Annotated in this window: 21 protein-coding genes and 2 pseudogenes; 5 read left to right on the top strand and 18 right to left on the bottom strand. The window is 74.0% G+C overall.

All coding sequences use genetic code 11. The features are described from left to right. Positions 1–121: 121 nt before the first annotated feature. Positions 122–1,408 (bottom strand): annotated as a pseudogene (locus ABZW03_RS16330) (serine/threonine-protein kinase); the annotation flags it as partial. 253 nt (positions 1,409–1,661) lie between these two features. On the opposite strand from ABZW03_RS16330, the gene ABZW03_RS16325 reads away from it, so the two are divergent. Further along, on the top strand, positions 1,662–2,225 hold the full coding sequence (locus tag ABZW03_RS16325) for a hypothetical protein (protein ID WP_355257728.1): 564 nt from the start codon (positions 1,662–1,664) through the stop codon (positions 2,223–2,225). A 68-nt stretch (positions 2,226–2,293) separates the two neighbouring features. Here ABZW03_RS16325 and ABZW03_RS16320 read toward each other — a convergent pair whose 3' ends face one another. The 4 genes from ABZW03_RS16320 to ABZW03_RS16305 form a co-directional block, all read right to left on the bottom strand. Next, positions 2,294–3,421, bottom strand: a complete 1,128-nt coding sequence (locus ABZW03_RS16320) for a GuaB3 family IMP dehydrogenase-related protein (protein ID WP_355257737.1) — start codon at positions 3,419–3,421, stop codon at positions 2,294–2,296. 160 nt (positions 3,422–3,581) lie between these two features. After that, positions 3,582–5,084, bottom strand: a complete 1,503-nt coding sequence (guaB, locus tag ABZW03_RS16315) for an IMP dehydrogenase (protein WP_355257725.1) — start codon at positions 5,082–5,084, stop codon at positions 3,582–3,584. Positions 5,085–5,350: 266 nt separating this feature from the next. Next, on the bottom strand, positions 5,351–6,067 hold the full coding sequence (shbA, locus tag ABZW03_RS16310; RefSeq protein ID WP_355257722.1) for an RNA polymerase sigma factor ShbA: 717 nt from the start codon (positions 6,065–6,067) through the stop codon (positions 5,351–5,353). Between the two features lie 332 nt (positions 6,068–6,399). Further along, positions 6,400–7,011, bottom strand: coding sequence for a response regulator transcription factor (locus ABZW03_RS16305; RefSeq protein WP_014136228.1), 612 nt, complete (start codon positions 7,009–7,011; stop codon positions 6,400–6,402). A gap of 563 nt (positions 7,012–7,574) precedes the next feature. Between ABZW03_RS16305 and ABZW03_RS16300 the strand changes: the two genes are divergently transcribed. Then, positions 7,575–7,901, top strand: a complete 327-nt coding sequence (locus tag ABZW03_RS16300) for a WhiB family transcriptional regulator (protein ID WP_350519940.1) — start codon at positions 7,575–7,577, stop codon at positions 7,899–7,901. Between the two features lie 99 nt (positions 7,902–8,000). Here the strand turns inward: ABZW03_RS16300 and ABZW03_RS16295 are convergent, their stop codons facing one another. From ABZW03_RS16295 to groES, 3 genes are all read right to left on the bottom strand, one after another. Next, a complete protein-coding gene (locus ABZW03_RS16295; protein WP_355257718.1) occupies positions 8,001–8,999 on the bottom strand; it encodes a LysR family transcriptional regulator in 999 nt (332 codons plus the stop codon). Positions 9,000–9,463: 464 nt separating this feature from the next. Further along, a complete protein-coding gene (groL, locus tag ABZW03_RS16290; protein WP_355257716.1) occupies positions 9,464–11,092 on the bottom strand; it encodes a chaperonin GroEL in 1,629 nt (542 codons plus the stop codon). A 116-nt stretch (positions 11,093–11,208) separates the two neighbouring features. Continuing rightward, entirely contained in the window at positions 11,209–11,514 is a 306-nt protein-coding gene (gene groES / locus ABZW03_RS16285) for a co-chaperone GroES (protein ID WP_014136232.1), read from the bottom strand. A gap of 250 nt (positions 11,515–11,764) precedes the next feature. On the opposite strand from groES, the gene ABZW03_RS16280 reads away from it, so the two are divergent. Further along, entirely contained in the window at positions 11,765–12,094 is a 330-nt protein-coding gene (locus tag ABZW03_RS16280) for a hypothetical protein (protein ID WP_355257714.1), read from the top strand. Positions 12,095–12,111: 17 nt separating this feature from the next. Continuing rightward, positions 12,112–13,278, top strand: coding sequence for a class I SAM-dependent methyltransferase (locus ABZW03_RS16275; RefSeq protein ID WP_355257711.1), 1,167 nt, complete (start codon positions 12,112–12,114; stop codon positions 13,276–13,278). A gap of 4 nt (positions 13,279–13,282) precedes the next feature. Here ABZW03_RS16275 and ABZW03_RS16270 read toward each other — a convergent pair whose 3' ends face one another. Genes ABZW03_RS16270 through tsaB form a run of 5 tightly spaced genes read right to left on the bottom strand, consistent with a single transcriptional unit; the run spans position 13,283 to position 16,780 of the window. Next, complete coding sequence (locus ABZW03_RS16270) at positions 13,283–14,224, bottom strand: polysaccharide deacetylase family protein (RefSeq protein ID WP_355257708.1); 942 nt, start codon at positions 14,222–14,224, stop codon at positions 13,283–13,285. A 31-nt stretch (positions 14,225–14,255) separates the two neighbouring features. Next, entirely contained in the window at positions 14,256–14,516 is a 261-nt protein-coding gene (locus tag ABZW03_RS16265) for a hypothetical protein (protein WP_355257705.1), read from the bottom strand. Next, a complete protein-coding gene (gene tsaD, locus ABZW03_RS16260) occupies positions 14,513–15,619 on the bottom strand; it encodes a tRNA (adenosine(37)-N6)-threonylcarbamoyltransferase complex transferase subunit TsaD (protein WP_355257702.1) in 1,107 nt (368 codons plus the stop codon). Before tsaD ends, ABZW03_RS16265 begins: the two co-directional genes overlap by 4 nt. Next, complete coding sequence (gene rimI / locus ABZW03_RS16255) at positions 15,612–16,100, bottom strand: ribosomal protein S18-alanine N-acetyltransferase (protein WP_355257734.1); 489 nt, start codon at positions 16,098–16,100, stop codon at positions 15,612–15,614. Before rimI ends, tsaD begins: the two co-directional genes overlap by 8 nt. 23 nt (positions 16,101–16,123) lie before the next feature. Beyond that, positions 16,124–16,780 carry a tRNA (adenosine(37)-N6)-threonylcarbamoyltransferase complex dimerization subunit type 1 TsaB gene (tsaB, locus tag ABZW03_RS16250; protein WP_355257700.1) on the bottom strand — a complete coding sequence of 219 codons (657 nt, stop codon included), beginning with the start codon at positions 16,778–16,780 and terminating at the stop codon, positions 16,124–16,126. A 155-nt stretch (positions 16,781–16,935) separates the two neighbouring features. On the opposite strand from tsaB, the gene ABZW03_RS16245 reads away from it, so the two are divergent. Next, on the top strand, positions 16,936–17,502 hold the full coding sequence (locus tag ABZW03_RS16245; protein ID WP_355257731.1) for a hypothetical protein: 567 nt from the start codon (positions 16,936–16,938) through the stop codon (positions 17,500–17,502). 62 nt (positions 17,503–17,564) lie between these two features. Here ABZW03_RS16245 and ABZW03_RS16240 read toward each other — a convergent pair whose 3' ends face one another. The 5 genes and pseudogenes from ABZW03_RS16240 to ABZW03_RS16220 all read right to left on the bottom strand — a co-directional run. Continuing rightward, entirely contained in the window at positions 17,565–17,759 is a 195-nt protein-coding gene (locus ABZW03_RS16240; RefSeq protein WP_355257697.1) for a hypothetical protein, read from the bottom strand. A 112-nt stretch (positions 17,760–17,871) separates the two neighbouring features. Then, positions 17,872–18,369, bottom strand: a complete 498-nt coding sequence (gene tsaE, locus ABZW03_RS16235) for a tRNA (adenosine(37)-N6)-threonylcarbamoyltransferase complex ATPase subunit type 1 TsaE (RefSeq protein ID WP_355257694.1) — start codon at positions 18,367–18,369, stop codon at positions 17,872–17,874. Between the two features lie 93 nt (positions 18,370–18,462). Then, positions 18,463–19,755, bottom strand: a complete 1,293-nt coding sequence (locus ABZW03_RS16230; RefSeq protein WP_355257691.1) for an alpha/beta hydrolase — start codon at positions 19,753–19,755, stop codon at positions 18,463–18,465. Further along, positions 19,752–20,951 (bottom strand): alanine racemase, encoded by a 1,200-nt coding sequence (gene alr, locus ABZW03_RS16225; protein ID WP_355257688.1) that lies wholly within the window; start codon positions 20,949–20,951, stop codon positions 19,752–19,754. Before alr ends, ABZW03_RS16230 begins: the two co-directional genes overlap by 4 nt. Positions 20,952–21,055: 104 nt before the next feature. After that, positions 21,056–21,340 (bottom strand): annotated as a pseudogene (locus tag ABZW03_RS16220) (hypothetical protein); the annotation flags it as partial.

The following is a 21,340-nucleotide window of genomic DNA, read 5'->3' as shown; positions in this document are numbered from 1 at the left end:
GACGGCCTGGTCACCCGCCCGGACTTCCTCGCCCTGATGACCGCGATCGGGTTCGACGACCGGATCATCGAGGCTCCGTCGCGCTCGGGCTCGGCACCGGGTCCGTACTGGCCGAGACCGACCCGGTGGCACCCGCGCTCCGGGTGGCCCCGCCGCCCGAACCGCCGTCCCCGCCGACCGCCTGGACCACCGCCACCACGCCCGCGATCAGCAGCAGCACCACGATCGCGGTGGCGATGGCCAGCCGCCGCCGGCCGGTGCGCGGATCGGCCCCGGCCGCCTGCGTCGCCCCCATCGTCCACTCGCTGGTCACCGGCCGGATCGGCTCCGCGGCCGGCTCCCCCGCCGGCGTCCCGGCGGGCTCCGCGTCCGGGGCCCGGCTCCCGACCCGGACCGTCCCCAGCAGCCCGCCCACGGTCCGCTTGCGCCCGTCCTCGGCCTGCTCCGGCCCCGCCTCCGACGGCTCCGCCGCCGCCGAGGGCTTCGAGGGCTCCGAGGGCTTCGCCGGCTCGGCCGCCGCCTCGGCCGGCCGTTCCAGCGGCACCGCGTGCTCGGTGGTCGACTCGGCCCGCGCGGTCGCCTCCGCGACCACCCGCTTGAGCATCGACCGGGTCTGCGAGGCGTCCAGCCGCTCGGCCGGGTCCTTCGCCAGCAGCCCCTCGATCACCGGCAGCAGCGGCCCGGCGTTCACCGGCGTGGCCAGGTCCTCGGTCATCACCGCGGTCAGCGTGGCCAGCGCCGAGCCCCGGTCGTACGGCGGCCGGCCCTCGACCATCGCGTACAGCGTGCCGCCCAGCGACCACAGGTCGGCCGGCGGCCCGGGCTTCTGCCCGCGGGCCCGCTCCGGCGAGATGTACGAGGGGGCGCCGACCAGCATCCCGGTGGAGGTGACCGAGGCGTCGCCCTCCACGCTGGCGATGCCGAAGTCGGTGAGCACCACCCGGCCGTCCTCGCCGATCAGCACGTTGGACGGCTTGACGTCCCGGTGCAGGATGCCCAGCGCGTGCGCCGCGCTGAGCACGCCCAGCACGTCCAGGGCGATCTCCGCCGCCCGGGCGGGCTCCAGCGGCCCGTCCTCCCGCACCACGTCGGCCAGCGAGCGGGACTCGACCAGCTCCATGACGATCCACGGCCGGTCGTCCTCGTCGACCACGTCGAAGACCGTCACCGCCGAGCTGTGCCGGATCCGCGCGGTCGCCTTGGCCTCGCGCAGCGTCCGGGTGATCAGCCGGTGCTTCTCCTCCTCGTCGACGCTGGCGTTCATCCGCAGTTCCTTGACCGCGACGGTCCGGCCCAGCATCTCGTCCTCGGCGCGCCAGACCGTGCCCATGCCGCCGCGCCCGAGCACGCCGTTCAGGCGGTAGCGGCCGGCCAGGAGGCGGCCGGTGGAACCCTGCGCCTGGGTCATTCGGAACGTTCCCCCATGTGCTGCCGGCGGTCGTGGTGACGGCGCGTCGGCCCGACCTGGGTCCCGAACGCCCAAGCCTCCATCATCCCCTGTCCCGAGGGCCCTCGACCACCCGGCCCCCGCCCCAACCTGGGACGAACCGGAACGGGTGCGGCGCTCCGTGCCCGATCTGTGATCGAAAACTCGCCAAGATCTGTCCGGGTCACTGCTACCGTTCGGCAGCTCATCGTCTTTCCGGGGGGATTCGACGCCCATGACCGTACCCGCACCGGGCACTGACGGCCCGTCGCCCCGGCCGCGCACCGCCCAGCACTACTCGGTCGCGCCGCCCCCGGCCGCCCCCGAGGGCTACGTCGCCCCCGGCATGCCCGGCGCCCCCGTGGCCGGCTTCGAACCCGCCGAACCCGCCCCCGGGCCCACTCCCCGCCGCCGCACCGCCCTGGCCGTCGCCCTGGCCCTGCTGGCCATGCTGCTCGGCGGCCTCGCCTACGGCAGCGCCCCGCTGCGCGCCGCCGACAGCCTCGGCTGGCTGGCCATCGCCCCCGCCGCCCTGGTCGCCCTCCCGCTCGGCCGCCTCGGCGGCCGGGCCCGCGCGCTCCCCCCGCTCGGCGCCCTCCTCGCGGCCGGCGCCCTCCTCCTCGGCCAGCTGATCGAACACCTCCGCCGCCTCCGGGCCGAAGCCCCCACCCCCCACGGCCTGTTGCACGACACCCTCACCAGCTGGCGCGCCGACCTGCGCCCCCTCGACGCCGCCTTCTACGCCATCGCCCTCATCGGCGGCTTCCTCCTCACCCGCCGCACCGCCACCCGGAGCTGACGCCCGCCCCCGGACGGCGGAAGGCCCCCGCCGGAACCCGGCGGGGGCCTTCCTCGACGATCCGGTGCTCAGCGGTGGTCGAGCGCCGGGTTGACCGTCACCTCGACCCGCTGGAACTCCTTGAGCTCCGTGTACCCCGTGGTGGCCATCGCCCGCCGCAGCGCGCCGAACAGGTTCATGGTGCCGTCCGGGGTGTGCGAGGGCCCGGTCAGGATCTCCTCGGTGGTCCCGACCGTCCCGAGGTCCACCCGCTTGCCGCGCGGCAGCTCCTCGTGGACGGCCTCCATGCCCCAGTGGAACCCCTTGCCCGGAGCGTCGGTGGCCCGCGCCAGCGCGGCCCCGATCATCACCGCGTCGGCGCCGCAGGCGACCGCCTTCGGGATGTCGCCGCTGTACCCGACACCGCCGTCCGCGATGACGTGCACGTAGCGCCCGCCCGACTCGTCCATGTAGTCGCGACGGGCGGCCGCCACGTCGGCGACGGCGGTCGCCATCGGCACCTGGATGCCCAGGACGTTGCGCGTGGTGTGGGCCGCGCCCCCACCGAACCCGACCAGCACGCCGGCGGCGCCGGTCCGCATCAGGTGCAGCGCCGCGGTGTACGTGGCGCAGCCGCCGACGATCACCGGGACGTCCAGCTCGTAGATGAACTGCTTGAGGTTGAGCGGCTCGGCGGCGCTGGAGACGTGCTCGGCCGAGACGGTGGTGCCGCGGATGACGAAGACGTCGACGCCGGCGTCCACGACGGCCTTGGAGAACTCGGCGGTGCGCTGCGGCGACAGGGCCGCGGCGGTGACCACGCCGGAGTCGCGGACCTCCTGGATCCGCTGCTTGATCAGCTCGGCGCGGATCGGCGCGGAGTAGATCTCCTGGAGCCGGCGGGTCGCGACGGACTCGTCGGTGATCGCGGCGATCTCGTCCAGCAGCGGCTGCGGGTCCTCGTAGCGGGTCCACAGGCCTTCGAGGTTCAGCACGCCCAGGCCGCCGAGGCGGCCGATCTGGATGGCCTGCTGCGGCGAGACCACGCTGTCCATCGGGGCGGCCAGGAACGGCAGCTCGAAGCGGTAGGCGTCGATCTGCCAGGCGATCGAGACCTCCTTCGGGTCCCGGGTACGACGGCTGGGGACGACGGCGATGTCGTCGAAGGCGTACGCCCGGCGGCCTCGCTTGCCACGGCCGATCTCGATCTCGGTCACTTCGAGCCCTTCTGCTGTGTTGCTCATGCCCGCCGGGTCACCCCGGCCGCACCCCAGTATCCCGTACCGCCGCCGCTCCCGCCCCGACGGCCCACGGCCCGGACAGCCCGAGGGGCCCGCCGCCGCGGTGCGGCAGCGGGCCCCTCGGTGGTCCGACCGGTCAGCGGGCCGAGTAGTTCGGCGCCTCGACGGTCATCTGGATGTCGTGCGGGTGGCTCTCCTTGAGGCCCGCCGAGGTGATCCGGACGAAGCGGCCCTTGCTCTCCATCTCGGCGACGGTGGCGGCGCCCACGTAGCCCATGGTCTGGCGCAGGCCGCCGACCAGCTGGTGCAGCACGGCCGACAGCGGGCCGCGGTAGGGCACCTGGCCCTCGATGCCCTCGGGGACGAGCTTGTCGTCCGAGGCCACCTCGGCCTGGAAGTAGCGGTCCTTGGAGTACGAGCGGCCCTGGCCGCGGGACTGCATGGCGCCCAGCGAGCCCATGCCGCGGTAGGACTTGAACTGCTTGCCGTTGATGAACAGCAGCTCGCCCGGGGACTCCTCGCAGCCGGCCAGCAGCGAGCCGAGCATCACGGTGTCGGCACCGGCGGCCAGCGCCTTGCCGATGTCGCCCGAGTACTGCAGGCCGCCGTCGCCGATGACCGGCACGCCGGCCGCCAGGCAGGCCTGGGCGGCCTCGTAGATGGCGGTGACCTGCGGGACGCCGATGCCGGCGACCACGCGGGTGGTGCAGATGGAGCCGGGGCCGACGCCGACCTTGACGCCGTCCACGCCGGCGTCGATCAGCGCCTGGGCGCCGTCCCGGGTGGCCACGTTGCCGCCGACCACGTCGACCTTGACGGCCGACTTGATCTTCTCGATCCAGGCCAGCGCGTTGTGGCTGTGGCCGTGCGAGGTGTCCACCACCAGGAAGTCCGCACCGGCCTCGACCAGGGCCTGGGCCCGGTCGAACGCCTCGGCGCTGGCACCGACGGCGGCGCCGACCAGCAGCCGGCCCTCGGCGTCCTTGGCGGCGTTCGGGTACTGCTCGGCCTTGACGAAGTCCTTGACGGTGATCAGGCCCTTGATCCGGCCCTCGTCGTCGACCAGCGGAAGCTTCTCGATCTTGTGGCGGCGCAGCAGGGCCATCGCGTCCACCCCGGAGATGCCGACCTTGCCGGTGATCAGCGGCATCGGGGTCATGATCTCGCGGACCTGGCGGCTGCGGTCCGACTCGAAGGCCATGTCGCGGTTGGTGACGATGCCGAGCAGCTTGCCCGCCTCGTCGGCGATCGGCACGCCGGAGATGCGGAACTTGGCGCACAGCGCGTCGGCCTCGGCCAGGGTGGTCTCCGGGCCGACCGTGATCGGGTCGGTGACCATGCCGGACTCGGACCGCTTCACCAGGTCGACCTGGTTGGCCTGGTCCTCGACCGAGAGGTTACGGTGCAGCACGCCGACGCCGCCCTGGCGCGCCATCGCGATCGCCATCCGCGACTCGGTGACCTTGTCCATCGCCGCGGAGAGCAGCGGGATGTTCACGCGCACGTTCCGGGAGACCCGCGAGGAGGTGTCCACCTGGTTCGGCAGCACCTCGGAGGCCCCGGGCAGCAGCAGGACGTCGTCGTACGTGAGCCCGAGCATGGCGAACTTCTCGGGTACGCCTGCGGCGTTGTAAGACATTTGGGGGGTACCTTCCGTGGCCGGCCTTATCCGCTCACGCCCTGAGGGTGGGGGCGCATTCATCGCTCACTCGCGCAGACCGCCGAAGCCGGGTGCAATGGGAGGATCCTCCAAGGGGACCCCGCGCGCACCCGTCAAACTTTGGCAACCCGCCCAGGCGCCGATACCCCATGGTACTGGCACCGCGAATGTGTCCTCGTGTGCCCTTGACAACACCCCCGCCCCGTGGCTCATTCCCCCCGCGACCCGGGCGGGAAGGGCACGGATCAGGAGGACTCCTCCGCGAGCGCCCGCAGCCGGCTGAGCGCCCGGTGCTGGGCGACCCGGACGGCGCCGGGCGACATCCCGAGCACCTCGCCGGTCTCCTCCGCCGACAGTCCGGCGGCCACCCGCAGCAGCACCAGCTCGCGCTGACGGGCCGGCAGGTTGGAGAGCAGCTCCTTCGCCCAGGCCGCGTCGCTGCTCAGCAGCGCCTGCTCCTCCGGGCCGAGCGCCTCGTCCGGCACCTCCGGCAGGTCGTCCTGCGGCACGACGGTCGAGCCGGGCCCGCGCATCGCGGCCCGCTGGAGATCGGCGATCTTGTGCGCGGCGATCCCGTACACGAAGGCCTCGAACGGGCGCCCCTGGTCCTTGTACCGGGGCAGCGCGCAGAGCACCGCGACGCAGACCTCCTGCGCGACGTCGTCCACGTGGTGCCGGGCCCCGCCGGGCAGCCGGACGAGCTTGGCGCGGCAGTACCGCAGCGCCAGCGGGTGGACGTAGGCGAGCAGCGCGTCGATCGCCGGGCCCTCGCCGCGCACCGCGGCCGCGACCAGCTCGCCCACCAGCGGCGAGCCGCCCGAGCCGAGCACCGGCGGACGGCCGGGGCCGGCCGCGCGGGCCGGACCGCCCGGATCGGCGTACGACGGATCGTGGCCCGGGCCGGAGGGCTCGGCCTCCACCGGGTCCGCCTGGCCGGCCGCACCGGCGACGTCGTCGCGCATCGGTCCATGGTGCCTGGTCGAGCGGGAAAACGCGGCACCGCGTCCGGAGTTGTGCACCGGAACGTTATGCGCTGCGGCACCGTACGGCGTACCGCGCACCACCGGCCCCTCCTGCACCGTGCCGCCTCCCGCCCCGCCGTCGCCGGCCCCGTCCGTCGCGCCGTCCGCCGAGTGTCCTGCGGCTGCGTGGTTCGCCGCAGTGCCTGTCCGCTGGTCCCCGAGGTGCTCCACTCCTCCATGGTGCAACCTCGGGACCGTAACGTCACACGCCCGTGCGGCACCCGTTCCGGGAACCGCCGACGGCGCGCCGCAACCGGCGGCGCCGCCGGTGGTCAGCGGACCAGGCCCCAGCGGAAGCCCAGCGCCACCGCGTGCGCCCGGTCGGAGGCCCCGAGCTTCTTGAACAGCCGTCGGGCGTGGGTCTTCACGGTGTCCTCGGAGAGGAACAGCTCGCGGCCGATCTCGGCGTTGCTGCGGCCGTGGCTCATGCCCTCCAGCACCTGGATCTCACGCGCCGTCAACGTCGGCGCCGCGCCCATGTCGGGGCTGCGCAGCCGGCGCGGGGCGAGCCGCCAGGTCGGGTCGGCGAGGGCCTGGGTGACGGTGGCCCGCAGCTCGGCGCGCGAGGCGTCCTTGTGCAGGTACCCGCGGGCGCCCGCGGCCACCGCGAGCGCGACACCGTCGAGGTCCTCGGCGACGGTGAGCATGATGATCCGCGCGCCCGGGTCGGCGGACAGCAGCCGCCGGACCGTCTCGACCCCGCCGAGGCCGGGCATCCGGACGTCCATCAGAACGAGATCGGAGCGGTCGGCCACCCAGCGGCGGAGGACCTCCTCCCCGTTCGTCGCGGTGGTGACCCGGTCCACACCGGGTACGGTCGCGACCGCGCGGCGAAGCGCCTCGCGGGCGAGCGGGGAATCGTCGCAAACGAGAACGGAAGTCATGACCGTCGTCCTCCGCAGCTGATCCGCGTCACGTTGAGCCTCCTGGCTGGTACGAACCTCTCCGACACGGCCGATCGGCGACAGACTCCGTGCTGATCGCCCCAACCTGCCCGCGATCGTTCCCGACGTCCGGCGCCCGCTAACCGCCTCCGCACTTCCAACGACCGTCACTCGAATGAGTTACGGCCTTCGGGGCCATCTCCACCACTGTACGTGGCCAACCCATTACCGATCAGCCGCATCGCGGTGCACACGCCGCACTTTTGCGCAGCTCGCGCGCGGTCGGGCGTACGACCCGCACACCGGACCGGCACGCCGTGCGCCCAGCGGCCACCCGATTGCCACGCCCGCGCCCTGCGGAGCCCGCGCCCACTATGCCCTTTTTTATCGCTTTCGTATGGTCATTGACTGTTGTGCCAGTGTGTGGGTGACTTGTCCATGGAGTTGCCTTAAGTCATATTTCCAGGTGTCCACACCAGCGCAGGAAGCCCCGCCGCACCGCTCGGCAGCCAGCCCCGCCGAACGCCCGGCCGACGGCCGACAGCCTCTGAAGGGAATGAGCCATGGCAGATTTCTCCCGTCTCCCCGGTCCCAACGCGGACCTCTGGGACTGGCAGCTCTCCGCAGCCTGCCGTGGCGTGGACAGCTCGCTCTTCTTCCACCCCGAGGGCGAGCGCGGGGCCGCGCGCAGTTCGCGCGAGGCCAGCGCCAAGGAGGTCTGCATGCGCTGCCCGGTGATCGCCGAGTGCGCGGCGCACGCGCTGGCGGTCCGTGAGCCGTACGGCGTGTGGGGCGGGATGACCGAGGACGAGCGCGAGGAGATGCTGGGGCGCTCGCGGCACCGCCTGGTCGAGGTCCCGCTGACCCCGCCGGCGGTCGCCCAGCGCTAGACCCGTCTCCACGAGCGCCGTGAAGAAACGTTTCCTCGCGGCGCTTCAGCCTGTCGGCTCACGGTGCGTACCGGGCCACGGCGCCCCGGTCACCCACCGTCAGCGGGCGGCGGCCGCCCCCGCCAAGCGCTCCAGCATCAGCGCCACGGCCGGCACCTCGGCCAGGTCCGGCAGGGTCAGCGCGACCACCTGGCGCACCGCGGGCGCCCCGGAGGCCGTCCGCACCGGCACCGTGGACACGCCGTCAGGGCGCACCGACTGGAGCGCCAGCCGGGGCAGCACCGCCACCCCCAGCCCGGCCGCCACCAGGCCGACCACCGCCGGGTAGTCGTCCGTCGCGAAGTCGATCCGGGGCTCGAAGCCCGCGCCGGCGCACAGCTCCACCAGGTGCCCCCGGCACTGCGGGCAGCCGGCGATCCACTGCTCCCCCGCCAGCTCGGCCAGTTCCACCGCCCCGCCCCGCCCGTCCAGCGGGTGGTCGGCGGGCAGCAGGCCCACCAGCGGGTCGTCCAGCAGCGGGGTCACCACCAGGTCGGACCAGTCGGTCCCGGCGCTCAGCTGCTGCGCCTCCAGGTTGGCCTCGGCCCGGGCCTCGCGCGGCGTGCCGTGGGCGGGCGCCGGGGCGGCGACGGCGCCGTCGGACTGCGGGTAGCGGAAGGCCAGGGCTATCTCGCACTCGCCGCCGCGGAGCATCGCCAGCGACTCCGGCGGCTCCGCCTCGACCAGCGACACGCGCACCCCCGGATGGCTGTCCCGCAGGCGGGCGACGGCGGGCGGCACCAGGGTGGAACTCGCGGTCGGGAAGGAGACCAGCCGCACCCGCCCGGCCCGCAGCCCGGCGATCGCGGCCACCTCCTCCTCGGCGGCGGAGAGCCCGGCCAGGATCCCGGTGGCATGCTTGAGCAGGACCCGCCCGGCCTCGCTGAGCTGCATCCCGCGGCCCGAGCGGACCACCAGCGGGGTGTCCACCGACTTCTCCAGGGCCTTCATCTGCTGGCTGATGGCGGGCTGCGTACACCCCAGCTCGCGGGCGGCGGCGGAGAAGGAGCCGGTGCGGGCGACGGCACGCAGGACGCGCAGATGGCGGGCCTCGATCATGCCTCAGTTATAAGGCAATCTTTGCATTCTGCAAAATTCTGCTGATAGTTGAAGCCTGAAGGGGCCCCGCGCCCCCGGCGAGCGGGCGAAGCACAGGCGAACCCCGCCCCGAGCCGAAGGGGCGCGCCGGCGCCGAAAGGGAGAGCGCGAGGGAGCGACGTTGGGGGTACCCCCGGCCGAAGGCTGGGGGAGAGCGAGGGAGCGCCGACCGTCGGCGCCGGGCCGGGAGCCCGCCCCGGAGGCGAGCGGGCGAATCCCCGCCCCGAGCCGAAGGGGCGCGCCGGTGCCGAAAGGGAGAAGCGAGGGAGCGACGAAGGAGAGAGGGAGCGCCGACCGTCGGCACCGGGTCCGAGCGCCCCGGAGGCGAGCGGGCGAGTAACAGCCGGAGGCCCGGTCCGCGTCCCCGGTGGGGGTGCGGACCGGGCCTCCGGTCAGCCGTTCAGGCCGTGGCGTTCAGGCCGGCCTCAGTGCGAGTGGCCGTGGCCGCCGTGCGAGTGACCGTTGTCGGCCTCCTCCTCCTTCTTCTCCACCACGAGGGTCTCGGTGGTGAGGAGCAGGGAGGCGATCGAGGCGGCGTTCTCCAGGGCGGAGCGGGTGACCTTGACCGGGTCGATGACGCCGGCCTTCACCAGGTCGCCGTACTCGCCGGTGGCGGCGTTGTAGCCCTGGCCGATCTCCAGCTCGGAGACCTTGGAGGTGATGACGTAGCCCTCCAGGCCGGCGTTCTGGGCGATCCAGCGCAGCGGCTCGTGCAGCGCCTTGCGGACCACGGCGACACCGGTGGCCTCGTCACCCGACAGGCCCAGGCCGTCGTTCAGCACCTTGGCGGCGTGGACCAGGGAGGCGCCACCACCGGCGACGATGCCCTCCTCGACCGCGGCGCGGGTCGCCGAGATGGCGTCCTCCAGGCGGTGCTTGCGCTCCTTCAGCTCCACCTCGGTGGCGGCGCCGACCTTGATGACGCAGACGCCGCCGGCCAGCTTGGCCAGGCGCTCCTGCAGCTTCTCGCGGTCCCAGTCGGAGTCGGTCGCGGCGATCTCGCCCTTGATCTGGGCGACGCGGCCGGCCACGGCCTCGGCGTCACCGGCACCGTCGACGACCGTGGTCTCGTCCTTGGTGATGGTCACGCGGCGGGCGGTGCCCAGCACGTCCAGGCCGACCTGGTCGAGCTTGAGGCCGACCTCCTCGGAGATGACCGTGCCGCCGGTCAGGACGGCCAGGTCGCCGAGGATCGCCTTGCGGCGGTCGCCGAAGCCCGGGGCCTTGACGGCGACGGCGTTGAAGGTGCCGCGGATCTTGTTCACGACCAGGGTCGACAGCGCCTCGCCGTCGACGTCCTCGGCGATGATCAGCAGCGGCTTCGAGGCACCGCCCTGGAGGATCTTCTCCAGCAGCGGCAGCAGCTCCTGGATGGAGGAGATCTTGCCCTGGTTGATCAGGATGTACGGGTCCTCCAGGACCGCCTCCTGCCGCTCCGCGTCGGTGACGAAGTACGGCGACAGGTAGCCCTTGTCGAACTGCATGCCCTCGGTGAAGTCCAGCTCCACGCCGAAGGTGTTCGACTCCTCGACGGTGATGACACCGTCCTTGCCGACCTTGTCGATCGCCTCGGCGATCAGCTCGCCGACCTGGGTGTCCTGCGCGGAGAGGGACGCGACGGCAGCGACGTCGTCCTTGCCCTCGATCTCGCGGGCGACGGACAGCAGGTGCTCGGAGACGGCGGCGACGGCCTTGTCGATGCCCTTCTTCAGGGCGGCCGGGCCGGCGCCGGCGGCGACGTTGCGCAGACCCTCGTTGACCAGGGCCTGGGCCAGCACGGTGGCGGTGGTGGTGCCGTCACCCGCGACGTCGTTGGTCTTGGTGGCGACCTCCTTGACGAGCTGCGCGCCAAGGTTCTCGTACGGGTCGTCCAGCTCGACCTCGCGGGCGATGGTGACACCGTCGTTGGTGATGGTCGGGGCGCCGAACTTCTTGTCGATGACGACGTTGCGGCCCTTGGGGCCGATGGTCACCTTGACGGTGTCGGCCAGCTTGTTGACACCGCGCTCCAGCGAGCGGCGGGCGTCCTCGTCGAACTGCAGGATCTTCGCCATGTTCCCTATTCCCTCGGGGCTGCGGCCGGCCCACCGGCCGCCGAACTACGTGAACCAACAACCACGCCCCGGGCCACTGTCACGGAGGACACGGATCCGGGGCGGGTCGGGACGACTTACTTCTCGATGATCGCGAGAACGTCGCGGGCGGAGAGCACCAGGTACTCCTCGCCCTGGTACTTCACCTCGGTGCCGCCGTACTTCGAGTACAGGACGATGTCACCCACGGCGACGTCGAGCGGCAGACGCTGGCCGTCCTCGAAGCGGCCCGGGCCGACGGCCAGGACGACACCCTCCTGGGGCTTCTCCTTGGCGGTGTCCGGGATAACCAGGCCGGAGGCCGTGGTGGTCTCGGCGTCGAGCGGCTGGACCACGATGCGGTCCTCGAGCGGCTTGATGGCAACCTTGCTGCTGGTGGTCACGTCCGAGCTCCCCTTCGGAGATTACGGGGTTTTCTAACGGGTAGGGGCGATCCTGCGGGTCTGCCGTCGCGGGGGTCAGACACGCGTCGTCGCGTTAGCACTCTCCTAGTGGGGAGTGCCAAGGACGACCATAGGGCCGTGTTAGCACTCAGTCAACCAGAGTGCCAACGACGCGCCCTGAGGTCCCCGGTTCACGGATGAGTAGCCGTACTCATGTGCGACCGGGCCGGGCCCGGCCAGACTCCCCGTCATGACTCCCCTCCCGGCCCGCCTCGGCCCGTCCAGCACCAAGGACACCCTGCTCTCCGCGGCTCTCCTGCCGGTGCTCGCGGCGATCCCGGCCGCCGCCTACGTGCTGTTCATCGTTCTCGCCCTCAGCCTCGTCGCGATGGACGACGGCGAGGTGGCGGAGGTGGTCGTCGTCCTGAGCGGGCTCATCGGCGTGATCACCAGCCTCGGGGTGCCCGGGTACGTCGCCTTCCGCGCCCGGCAGGCCGGCTACCGGTTCCTCCCGGTCGCCGCCGCACTGGCCCCCTTCCTGGTGCCGGGCTGGGCCGTCGCGGGCTTCCCCGGCGCCTGACCGGCGAGAATGGCCCCGTGGACACCGAGAACCTCCAGCCGCTGCTGACCCCCGAGGGCCAGGCCCTGCTCGCCGAACTGCGCGAGTTCACCCCCGAGGAGGAGCTGGCGCTGGCGACCCGCCTGCGCCGGGAGCACCCCGCGGAGCTGGTGTCGGCGGCGTTCGGGCAGGCCCGGCTGCGGCAGCGGGCGCGGGCGAAGTTCGGGGCGGACGCCGACCTGATGTACTTCACGCCCAACGGCGTCGAGCAGTCCACCCGGCGCAGCGTGGCCGAGTGGCGCGCGCAGCGCTTCGCCGCCCTGGGCGTACGCCGGCTGGCGGACCTGTGCTGCGGCATCGGCGGGGACGTGCTGGCGCTGGCCCGGGCGGGCATCGAGGTGCTGGCCGTCGACCGGGACCCGGCGGCCTGCGCCGCCACCGCGGCCAACGCCGCCGCGCTGGGCCTGGCCGAGCTGGTCGAGGTGCGCTGCGCGGACGTCGCCGAGGTGGACGTCACCGGCTACGACGCGGTGTTCACCGACCCGGCCCGGCGCACCTCGCGCGGCCGGGTGTTCGACCCGGAGGCGTACGCCCCGCCGCTCTCCTGGGCGATCGAGGCCGGTCGGCGGACCCCGATCGGCGCGCTGAAGGTCGCGCCGGGCATCCCGCACGAGGCCGTGCCGGAGGACGCCGAGGCCGAGTGGGTCTCCGACCACGGCGACGTCAAGGAGGCGGTGCTCTGGTTCGGCACCCGGGCCGCGAGCCCGCACCGCGCGACCCTGCTGCCGCAGGGCGCCAGCCTGACCGGCGGCGACCTGCCCGACCCGCCGGCCGGCCCGGTCGGGCGCTACCTGTACGAGCCGGACGGCACGGTGATCCGGGCCCATCTGGTGGCCGAGGTGGCCGGGCAGGTGGGCGGCCGGCTGATCGACCCGAAGATCGCCTACCTGACCTCGGACGAACTGGTCGCCACCCCGTACGCGCACGCCTTCGAGCTCACCGACGTGCTGCCGTTCAACATCAAGAAGCTGAAGGCGCTGCTGCGCGAGCGGGCGGTCGGCACGGTGGTGATCAAGAAGCGCGGGATGGCGATCACCCCGGAGGACCTGCGCCGCCAGCTCAAGCCCTCCGGCCCGAACACCGTCACGGTGATCCTCAGCCGCACCGACCACGGGCCGCTGATGATGCTCGGTCAGCCCGCCTGAGGCCTCAGGACGCGGGTGCCTGGATGTAGTCCTCCAGCCGGGCCACCGAGAAGCCCTGCTCCTGGATCCGGGCCAGCAGATCGCCGAACATCTGGGTCATCGTGGCGCCCTTGAGCTCCTTGGGGCCGCGGAAGTGCGCCAGGATGATGTCGCCGGGCTTCAGCGCCCGGTCCCCCGACTGGTACTGCATGTCGTGGATCTGCATCGACTCGCGCCACAGCACGATCGCGCGCGGGCCGCACTCCTGGACCGAGGCGTTCAGCGCCTGGGTGTTGGCGCCGTCCCCGAACGGCGGGCGGAACAGCAGCGGGGCGGCGCCGTACTGCTGGGTGAGCGCGGACTGCGCGTCGCAGATCTCGGCCTTCTGCCGGTCCGCCGGGAGCTTGCTCATCACCGGGTGGTCCACGGTGTGGTTCTGGACGTGGTTGCCCAGCGCCTGGAGCGGCTTGAAGTAGGCGTAGTCGTTCCTGACGATGTCCCGGGTCAGGAACATCGAGACCGGCACCTTCAGGTCGGTCAGCATCTCGACGAACTTCGGGTCCTTCTCGGCGCCGTCGTCGATGGTGATGAAGACCACCTTGTCGCTCGTCTTCACGTCGCTGAACACCGGTACGGGGCCGGTCCGTTGGAGCTTGACGGGCTTGTCGGCGGGCGGCGCCGGGGCGGGGGCGAGCGGGGTGAGGTTCCACTTGGCCCAGGCCGCCGCGTCCGCCCCCGCCGGGGCGCCGGCCGGAGCGGCGGCGGTGGGCCGGGGCACGGCCGGGGCGGTCGTGGCGGTGGCGGTCGCGGCCGGGGCGGCGCTGCCGCCGCCCCCGTCGTCGCCGCACGCGGTGGCGAAGGCCAGCAGCGCCAGCACCCCCGCCGCGTACGTCCTGGTCCTGCCCCGCCCGTCCCTGATCACCGCTGCGTACTCCCGGTTCCCGTCCAGCTTCCTCTCAGCTAGCACGGTAACGAACGGGTCAGCGGTTCCCGATCACCTATTCGACATGGTCGCTGGTGAAGGACCAGCGGTGCACCGGACGGCCCAGCAGTTCGGCCGGCGGATCGGCGACGGGCACCGGCTCACCGCGCCACCAGGCGATCAGCAGCACCCGCTCGCCGGGGGCGGAGAGCAGTTCGAGGCGGTCAAGCCCGGCCGAGCCGCGGAGCGCGGGCAGCGCCGACTCCCGTACCCAGGCGGCGAGTTCGGCCCCTCGGCCGGCCGCCGCCCGGGCCTCCCACATCGCGGCGACGGTCATGCCGCGCCGCCGCCGAGGGCCTCGTACGCCTGGCCGTGGACGTCGCCGTGCCCGAGGCCCGCGGCCGGGACGTGGACGTCGGTCACCGGCAGCGAGGAGTCGGCGGACAGGTCGAAGGCGGACGGCGCGCGGTCGCGCCAGACCATCTCGGCGCCGAGCGCCGCGACCATCGCGCCGTTGTCGGTGCACAGGCCCGGCCGGGGCACCCGCAGCCGGATGCCGGCCCGGTCGCAGCGCTGCTGGGCCATCTCGCGCAGCCGCGAGTTGGCCGCCACGCCGCCGCCGATCATCAGGTGGTCGACGCCGTTGTCCCGGCACGCCTTGACGGCCTTGCGGGTGAGCACGTCGGTGACCGCCTCCTGGAAGGACGCCGCCACGTCGGCGACCGGCACCTCCTCGCCCGCCCGGCGCTTGGCCTCCACCCAGCGGGCGACGGCGGTCTTCAGGCCGGAGAAGGAGAAGTCGTACTCCGGGTCGTTCTTCCCGGTCAGGCCGCGCGGGAACGCGATCGCCTTCGGGTCGCCCTCGCGGGCCGTGCGGTCGACGATCGGGCCGCCGGGGAAGCCGAGGCCGAGCACCCGGGCGACCTTGTCGAAGGCCTCGCCGGCGGCGTCGTCGATGGTCGCGCCGAGCGGGCGGACGTCGCTGGTGATGTCCTCGCTGAGCAGCAGCGAGGAGTGCCCGCCGGAGACCAGCAGGGCCATCGTCGGCGAGGGCAGCCGGCCGTGCTCCAGCTGGTCGACGCAGATGTGCGAGGCGAGGTGGTTGACCCCGTACAGCGGCTTGTCCAGCGCCCAGGCGTACGCCTTCGCGGCGCTGACGCCGACCAGCAGCGCGCCGGCCAGGCCGGGGCCGGCGGTGACGGCGATGCCGTCCAGGTCGCTGGCCTTGATCCCGGCGGTGTCCAGGGCGCGCTGGATGGTCGGGACCATCGCCTCCAGGTGCGCGCGGCTGGCGATCTCCGGGACGACGCCGCCGAAGCGGGCGTGGTCGTTGACGCTGGAGGCGACCGCGTCGGCCAGCAGCGTGGTGCCGCGCACGATGCCGACGCCGGTCTCGTCGCAGGAGGTCTCGATGCCGAGGACGAGCGGTTCGTCAGCCATGGCGGGGGTCCTCAATGTCCTTCGGGTCGGTGCTGTCAGTGCTCGGGTGGTCGAGGCGCATCACCAGCGCGTCGACGTTGGCGGGCTGGTAGTAGCCGCGCCGGATGCCCACCGGTTCGAAGCCGTGGCGCTCGTACAGCCGCTGGGCGCGCGGGTTGTCCACCCGCACCTCCAGCAGCAGCTCGGCGCACTCGCGCCGGGCGGCCTCCCGGATCAGGTCGGTGAGCAGCGCCGCGCCGAGGCCGGCGCCCTGGTGGCGCTCGTCGACGGCGATGGTCTGGACGTCGCCCTCTCCGGCGACCGCCATCAGCCCGGCGTAGCCGACGATCGTCCCGTCCGGGGCGGTCGCGACGGTGTAGTGGCGGGTGCCGCCGGGGTGGGACTCGGCCAGCTCGGACCAGAACATCCCGGCGGACCAGGCGTCCTCGGGGAAGAGCCGCAGCTCCAGTTCCAGCACCGGCGCGATGTCCCACCAGCGCATCGGGCGCAGGGTGGTGCCGTGGTTCACGCCGGGAGCACCGCCTTGTAGCCTGCCGGGACCTGGGCGTCCGGGCGGCGCAGGTACAGCGGGTGGTTCGGCAGCAGCTCGCGCCCGGCGGCCAGCTCGGCGGCGGCGAAGCCGGCCAGGGCGCCGGCCGAGACGTGCGCGGGGCCGTGCGCGCCCGGGAAGGCCTCGGGGTAGAGCAGCGCGCCGGCGCCGACGGAGCGCTCCTGCGGGGTCAGCTCGGCCGGGCGGTCCACGTCGGGGCCCTCGGTGCGGCGGCCCTCGGCGTCGTACGAGGCCCAGTAGACCTCCTTGCGGCGCGCGTCGGTGGCGACCGTGAACGGCTGCCCGGCCAGGCCCTCGGCCCGGGCCTGGAAGGCGATCGCGTCCAGGGTGCAGACGCCGTGCACCGGCAGTCCGAGCGCGTGGCCGAGCGCGGCGGCGGTCACCAGGCCGACCCGCAGGCCGGTGTACGGGCCCGGGCCGACGCCGACCGCGATGCCGGTCAGCCGGTGCTTGTCCACCCCGGCGGCCCGCAGCACCTGGTCGATCGCGGGCAGCAGCAGTTCGCCGTGGCGCCTGGCGTCGACCTGGTGGGTCTCGGCGAGGACGGCCGTGCCGTCGTGGACGGCGGCGGTGACGGCGGGGGTAGCGGTGTCGAACGCGAGCAGCAGCACGGGGTCAAGGTTAGACCGACGTTGGGCCGACCGGCCGATCGGCAAGGTGTACTACCCGGGAACACAGGTCCGAGGCGCTGCGACCCGCGCGGATGAACCTGGCACGATGGGGCCGTACGTAAAGGGACGGCGGCGGGAGCGGCAACGTGGCGAAGATGGGTCCTGGAGTGGTGGTCACGGGGTTGACCCTGGGGGCCCTGGCGGTGGTGAGCCTGCTGGCCTTCCAGGCCAACGGCGCCCAGGACCGGGCGGGCGGCGCCAAGCCCACCGCCACCACCACGGCGACCGGTACGGCCACCGCCGCGGCGCCGACCGCCGCGCCGACCCCGACCGTCCCGGCGCTGCCGGCCACCTCGGGCACCGGCGCCCGGGTCGTCTACTCGATCGGCAGCCACTACGTCTGGCTGGTCGATCCGAAGAAGAACCCGCAGGTCGTGGCCGCCTTCCCGGTCACCCCTGGCTCGGTCGAGCCGGCCCCGGGCAACTACGCGGTGTACGGCCGCACCCCGACCTCCACCGGGACGGACGGCAAGCAGATCGAGCACGTGGTGCGCTTCGCGCAGCAGAACGGCGTGGTGTTCGGCTTCAGCGCGGCCGTGGACGGCGCGACGCCGACCACCGACCCGAGCGCCAAGACCGGCGGCATCCGCAGCGGTCGCGCCGAGGGCCAGCTGCTCTGGGACTTCGCGCCGAAGGAGACCAAGGTGGTCGTGATCGCCTGAGCCCGGAAGAGGCCGGCGTCACGCCTGGAAAAGGCCGGCGTCACGCCTGGAAGAGACCGGTGTCACGCGGCCCGGGGCGTCCGCGCCTCGGGCCGTTCGTCCTGCCCGGGCCGCGGTTCGGGCGGGGTGGACACCGCCTCGGCAGCCGCGCAGGCGGCCAGCAGCGCCCGCATCGGCTCTCCCGGAGCGCGACGGGCGGGCTCTCCGGCCCCGGCGGCGGGGACCGCTCGCTGCGGGGCGGGGGTGGTGCTCGACATGGCGCCTCCCTAGTTAGGCAGACCTAACCGCAGCACCCATCCCACCACGCCCGGCACCCCGCCCGCAACATCTTGCCGACAGACTGTCGGCAAGATGTCGGCAGCCGGTCGGCTATCCGAGCTCCGCCAGCGCCACGTCCGCCCAGCGCGGGCCGATGCCGGTCAGCACCACCCGGCGCGGGTCCTGGTCGTCGCCGTCCGCGGTGCCGCCGATGGCCCGCTCGATCCGGACCTCCAGCCGGTCCTCGGACAGCCGCTCGACCTTGCCCTCGCCCCACTCGACCACGACCACCGACTCGGGCAGCGAGACGTCCAGGTCGAGGTCCTCCATCTCGTCCAGGTCCCCGCCCAGCCGGTACGCGTCCACGTGCACCAGCGCCGGGCCGCCGACCAGCGAGGGGTGCACCCGGGCGATCACGAAGGTCGGCGAGGTCACCGCCCCCCGGACCTGCAGCCCCTCCCCCAGGCCCCGGGTCAGCGTGGTCTTCCCCGCCCCCAGCTCGCCGGAGAGCAGCACCAGGTCCCCCGGCCGCAGCAGCGCGGCCAGCTCCCGGCCGAGCCGGCCCATCCGCTCCGGGGTGGGGACGGTGAGAGTGGCGTGCGAGCCCATGCGCGTGTCTTGCCCTTCGGTCCGTACCGGCGCACCGACCACCGGCCGCCACCGCTACCGTGCCACATCGGCGGGCCCCGGTGCGGCGGGGGCTCACACAGCGTCGGCGACGGGTGCCACGGCCCGCTCCCGGGCCAGGTCGAGGACGGCCGCGGGCAGCGGCGCGGCCCCGGCGAAGTCGGCGGCCCGGCGCAGCAGCCGGGCCAGCTCGTGGTCGACCAGCTCCGGGCGCTCCAGCATCACCAGGTGCCCGGCGCCCTCGGCCAGCACCAGCTCGGCGCCGGGCAGCCGCTCGGCGATCGCCTCGCTGTGCGTCGAGGGCGTCAGCAGGTCCTTCGTCCCGGCCAGCACCAGCGCGGGCAGACCGCGCAGGGCGGCCAGCGCCGCGTACTTCTCGTGCACGCCGAACACCGGGTAGAACTCGGCGACCACGTCGATCGGGGTGGCGTCCAGCAGCTGCTCGGCGAAGCGCACCACGCCGGGGTCGACGTCCCGGCCGCCGAAGGAGAACCGCCGGTAGAACACGGCGGCCACGTCCGAACCCAGCCGCCTGGTCGCCTCGACCAGGTCGACCTGCCGGCCCAGCAGCTTCACCATCCCGGGCGCGACCTTCTTGAACAGCTTCGCGCCGGCCCTCGGCAGGCCGAGGCTGACCTCGTTCCAGTCCCCGGCGAGGGTGCCGATCAGCGCCACGCCGGCCACCCTCTCGCGGAACAGCTCCGGGTGCTGGTCGGCCAGCGCCATCACCGTCATGCCGCCCATCGAGTGGCCCACCAGCACCAGCGGCCCGGTCGGGGCGACGGCGTCGATCACCGCCTTGAGGTCGCCGCCCAGCTGGTCGATGCCGGCCGGCTCGCCCGCCAGGTACGAGCGGGAGCGCTCGGAGCGGCCGTGGCTGCGCTGGTCCCAGAAGACCAGCCGGACGCCGTCGCGCAGCGCGGCCCGCTGGAAGTGCCAGCTGTCCTGGTTGAGGCAGTAGCCGTGGCAGAACACCACCGTCAGCGGCGGGCTGTGATTCGCCCGCTCGCGAGTGTCGTCCAGCTCGGGGCGGGCTTGCCCCTCCAGCCCGGGGCGGGCTAGGCCGTCCGGCTCGTCCCAGCCGGTGCCGTCCAGCTCGACGTACAGCTCGGTGCCGTCCGGTGCGGCGACCCGCCTCGGCCGGCCGCGCAGCGAGCCGTACGGCGCGTTGGCGTCCAGCTCGGCCCGGGCCCGGCGGCGCATCGCCCGGCCGACGGTCAGCCGCTCGAGCGCGACGCCCGCGGCCGCCCCGGCCGCCAGCACGCCGACCGAGATCCCGATCACACCCGCCCGGCTCACCCCGGAGGCGGCGCCGGCCGCCTTGGCGACCGCCGCGACCGGATTGCCCTCGGCCGGCCCGTCGGTCATGCCGACGGGCCCTCGGCGTGGCTGCCGCCCAGGTAGCGGCGGGGCACCCGGGCGCCGATCCGGGTGATGATCTCGTACGAGATGGTGCCGCAGGCGCGGGCCCAGTCCTCGGCGGTGGGCTCGCCCCGCTCGCCGTTGCCGAACAGCAGCACCTCGTCGCCGATCGCCGGGGTGTCGCCGCCGAGGTCCACCACGAACTGGTCCATCGCGACCCGGCCGGCCACCGTGCGCCACTTGCCGTCGATCTGCACCGGGCCGGTGCCGCTGGCGTGCCGGGGGATGCCGTCGCCGTAGCCGACCGGGACCAGGCCCAGGGTGGTCTCGCCCGGCGTCGTGTAGTGGTGGCCGTAGCTGACCCCGTGCCCGCCGGGGACGTGCTTGACCAGCGCCAGCCGCGCGGTCAGCGCCATCACCGGGCGCAGCCCGAAGTCGGCCGGCGAGCCCACCTCGGGCACCGGCGACAGCCCGTACGCGGCCAGGCCGGTGCGGACCAGGTCGAAGTGCGACTCGGGCAGCAGCAGGGTGGCCGGGGAGTTCGCCAGGTGCCGGACCTCGGGGCGCAGCCCGGCGGCCTCGGCCGTGGCCAGCGCGGCGCGGAAGGAGTCCAGCTGGGCCTGGATCGACGGGTGGCCGGGCTCATCGGCCGCGGCGAAGTGCGACCAGACGCCGACGACCGTCAGCAGTCCCTCGGCCTCGGCCCGGCGGACGGCGGCCACCAGGTCCGGCCAGTCGCGCGGCTGGCAGCCGTTGCGGCCGAGGCCGGTGTCGGCCTTCAGGTGCACCCGGGCCGGGATGCCGGTCTCGCGCACGGCGGGCAGCAGCTCGTCCAGCGCCCACTGGCCGCTGACCGAGATGTCCAGGTCCGCGCGCAGCGCCTCGCGCCACGGCCCGCCCGGCGTCCACAGCCAGCACAGGACCCGGGCCTGCTCCGGGCGGATGCCCGCGGCCCGCAGCGCCAGCGCCTCGTCCGGCGTCGCGCAGCCGAGCCAGCCGACCCCGTTCGCGACCGCTTCCCGGGCGCACTCGACCGCGCCGTGGCCGTAGGCGTCCGCCTTGACCGCGAGCATCACCGCCGGGCCGCCGACGCGCTCGCGCAGCGTCGCGAGGTTGCCGCGCAGGGCGGCGAGATCGATGGTCGCCTCGGCCCGTACGCCGTCGGTGAGGGTGGCTGTGCCGGTCGTGTTCGCAGTTGTCATCAGGGTCAGTCTCCCAGACGTCCCGGAGTCCTCGCCGAACGGCCCGTCGGCGCGGCGGTCCGCCGGGGCGCGCCGACGTGCGGCGGACCGCCCGTTCACCCCCTTCAGGACGCCGCAACCGGACCTTGCGGTTCCGTCGGCAGCTCCTCGCGGACCGCCCGCCACACCGCGGGCAGCGCCCCCGCCACCGCGAGCGCCGTGGTCGGGGCGCCCGGCTCGCCCGCCGCCTCACGGCCGGCCAGGCCGTGCAGGTAGGCGGCCACCGACGCGGCGTCCAGCGGGGCGAGGCCGGCCGCCTGTTCGCCGTTCCCACCGAGGAGTTGCACGGCCTGCACCGCCCGGCCGAGTCCCACGTCACCACCGAGCCGGACCTCACCCTGCACGAGGCC

Origin of the sequence: Kitasatospora sp. NPDC004799, from assembly GCF_040609095.1 — a bacterium.
Taxonomy (GTDB): domain Bacteria; phylum Actinomycetota; class Actinomycetes; order Streptomycetales; family Streptomycetaceae; genus Kitasatospora.
The sequence above is the reverse complement of the archived record's forward strand: the minus strand, read 5'-3'. Positions and strand labels throughout refer to the sequence as shown.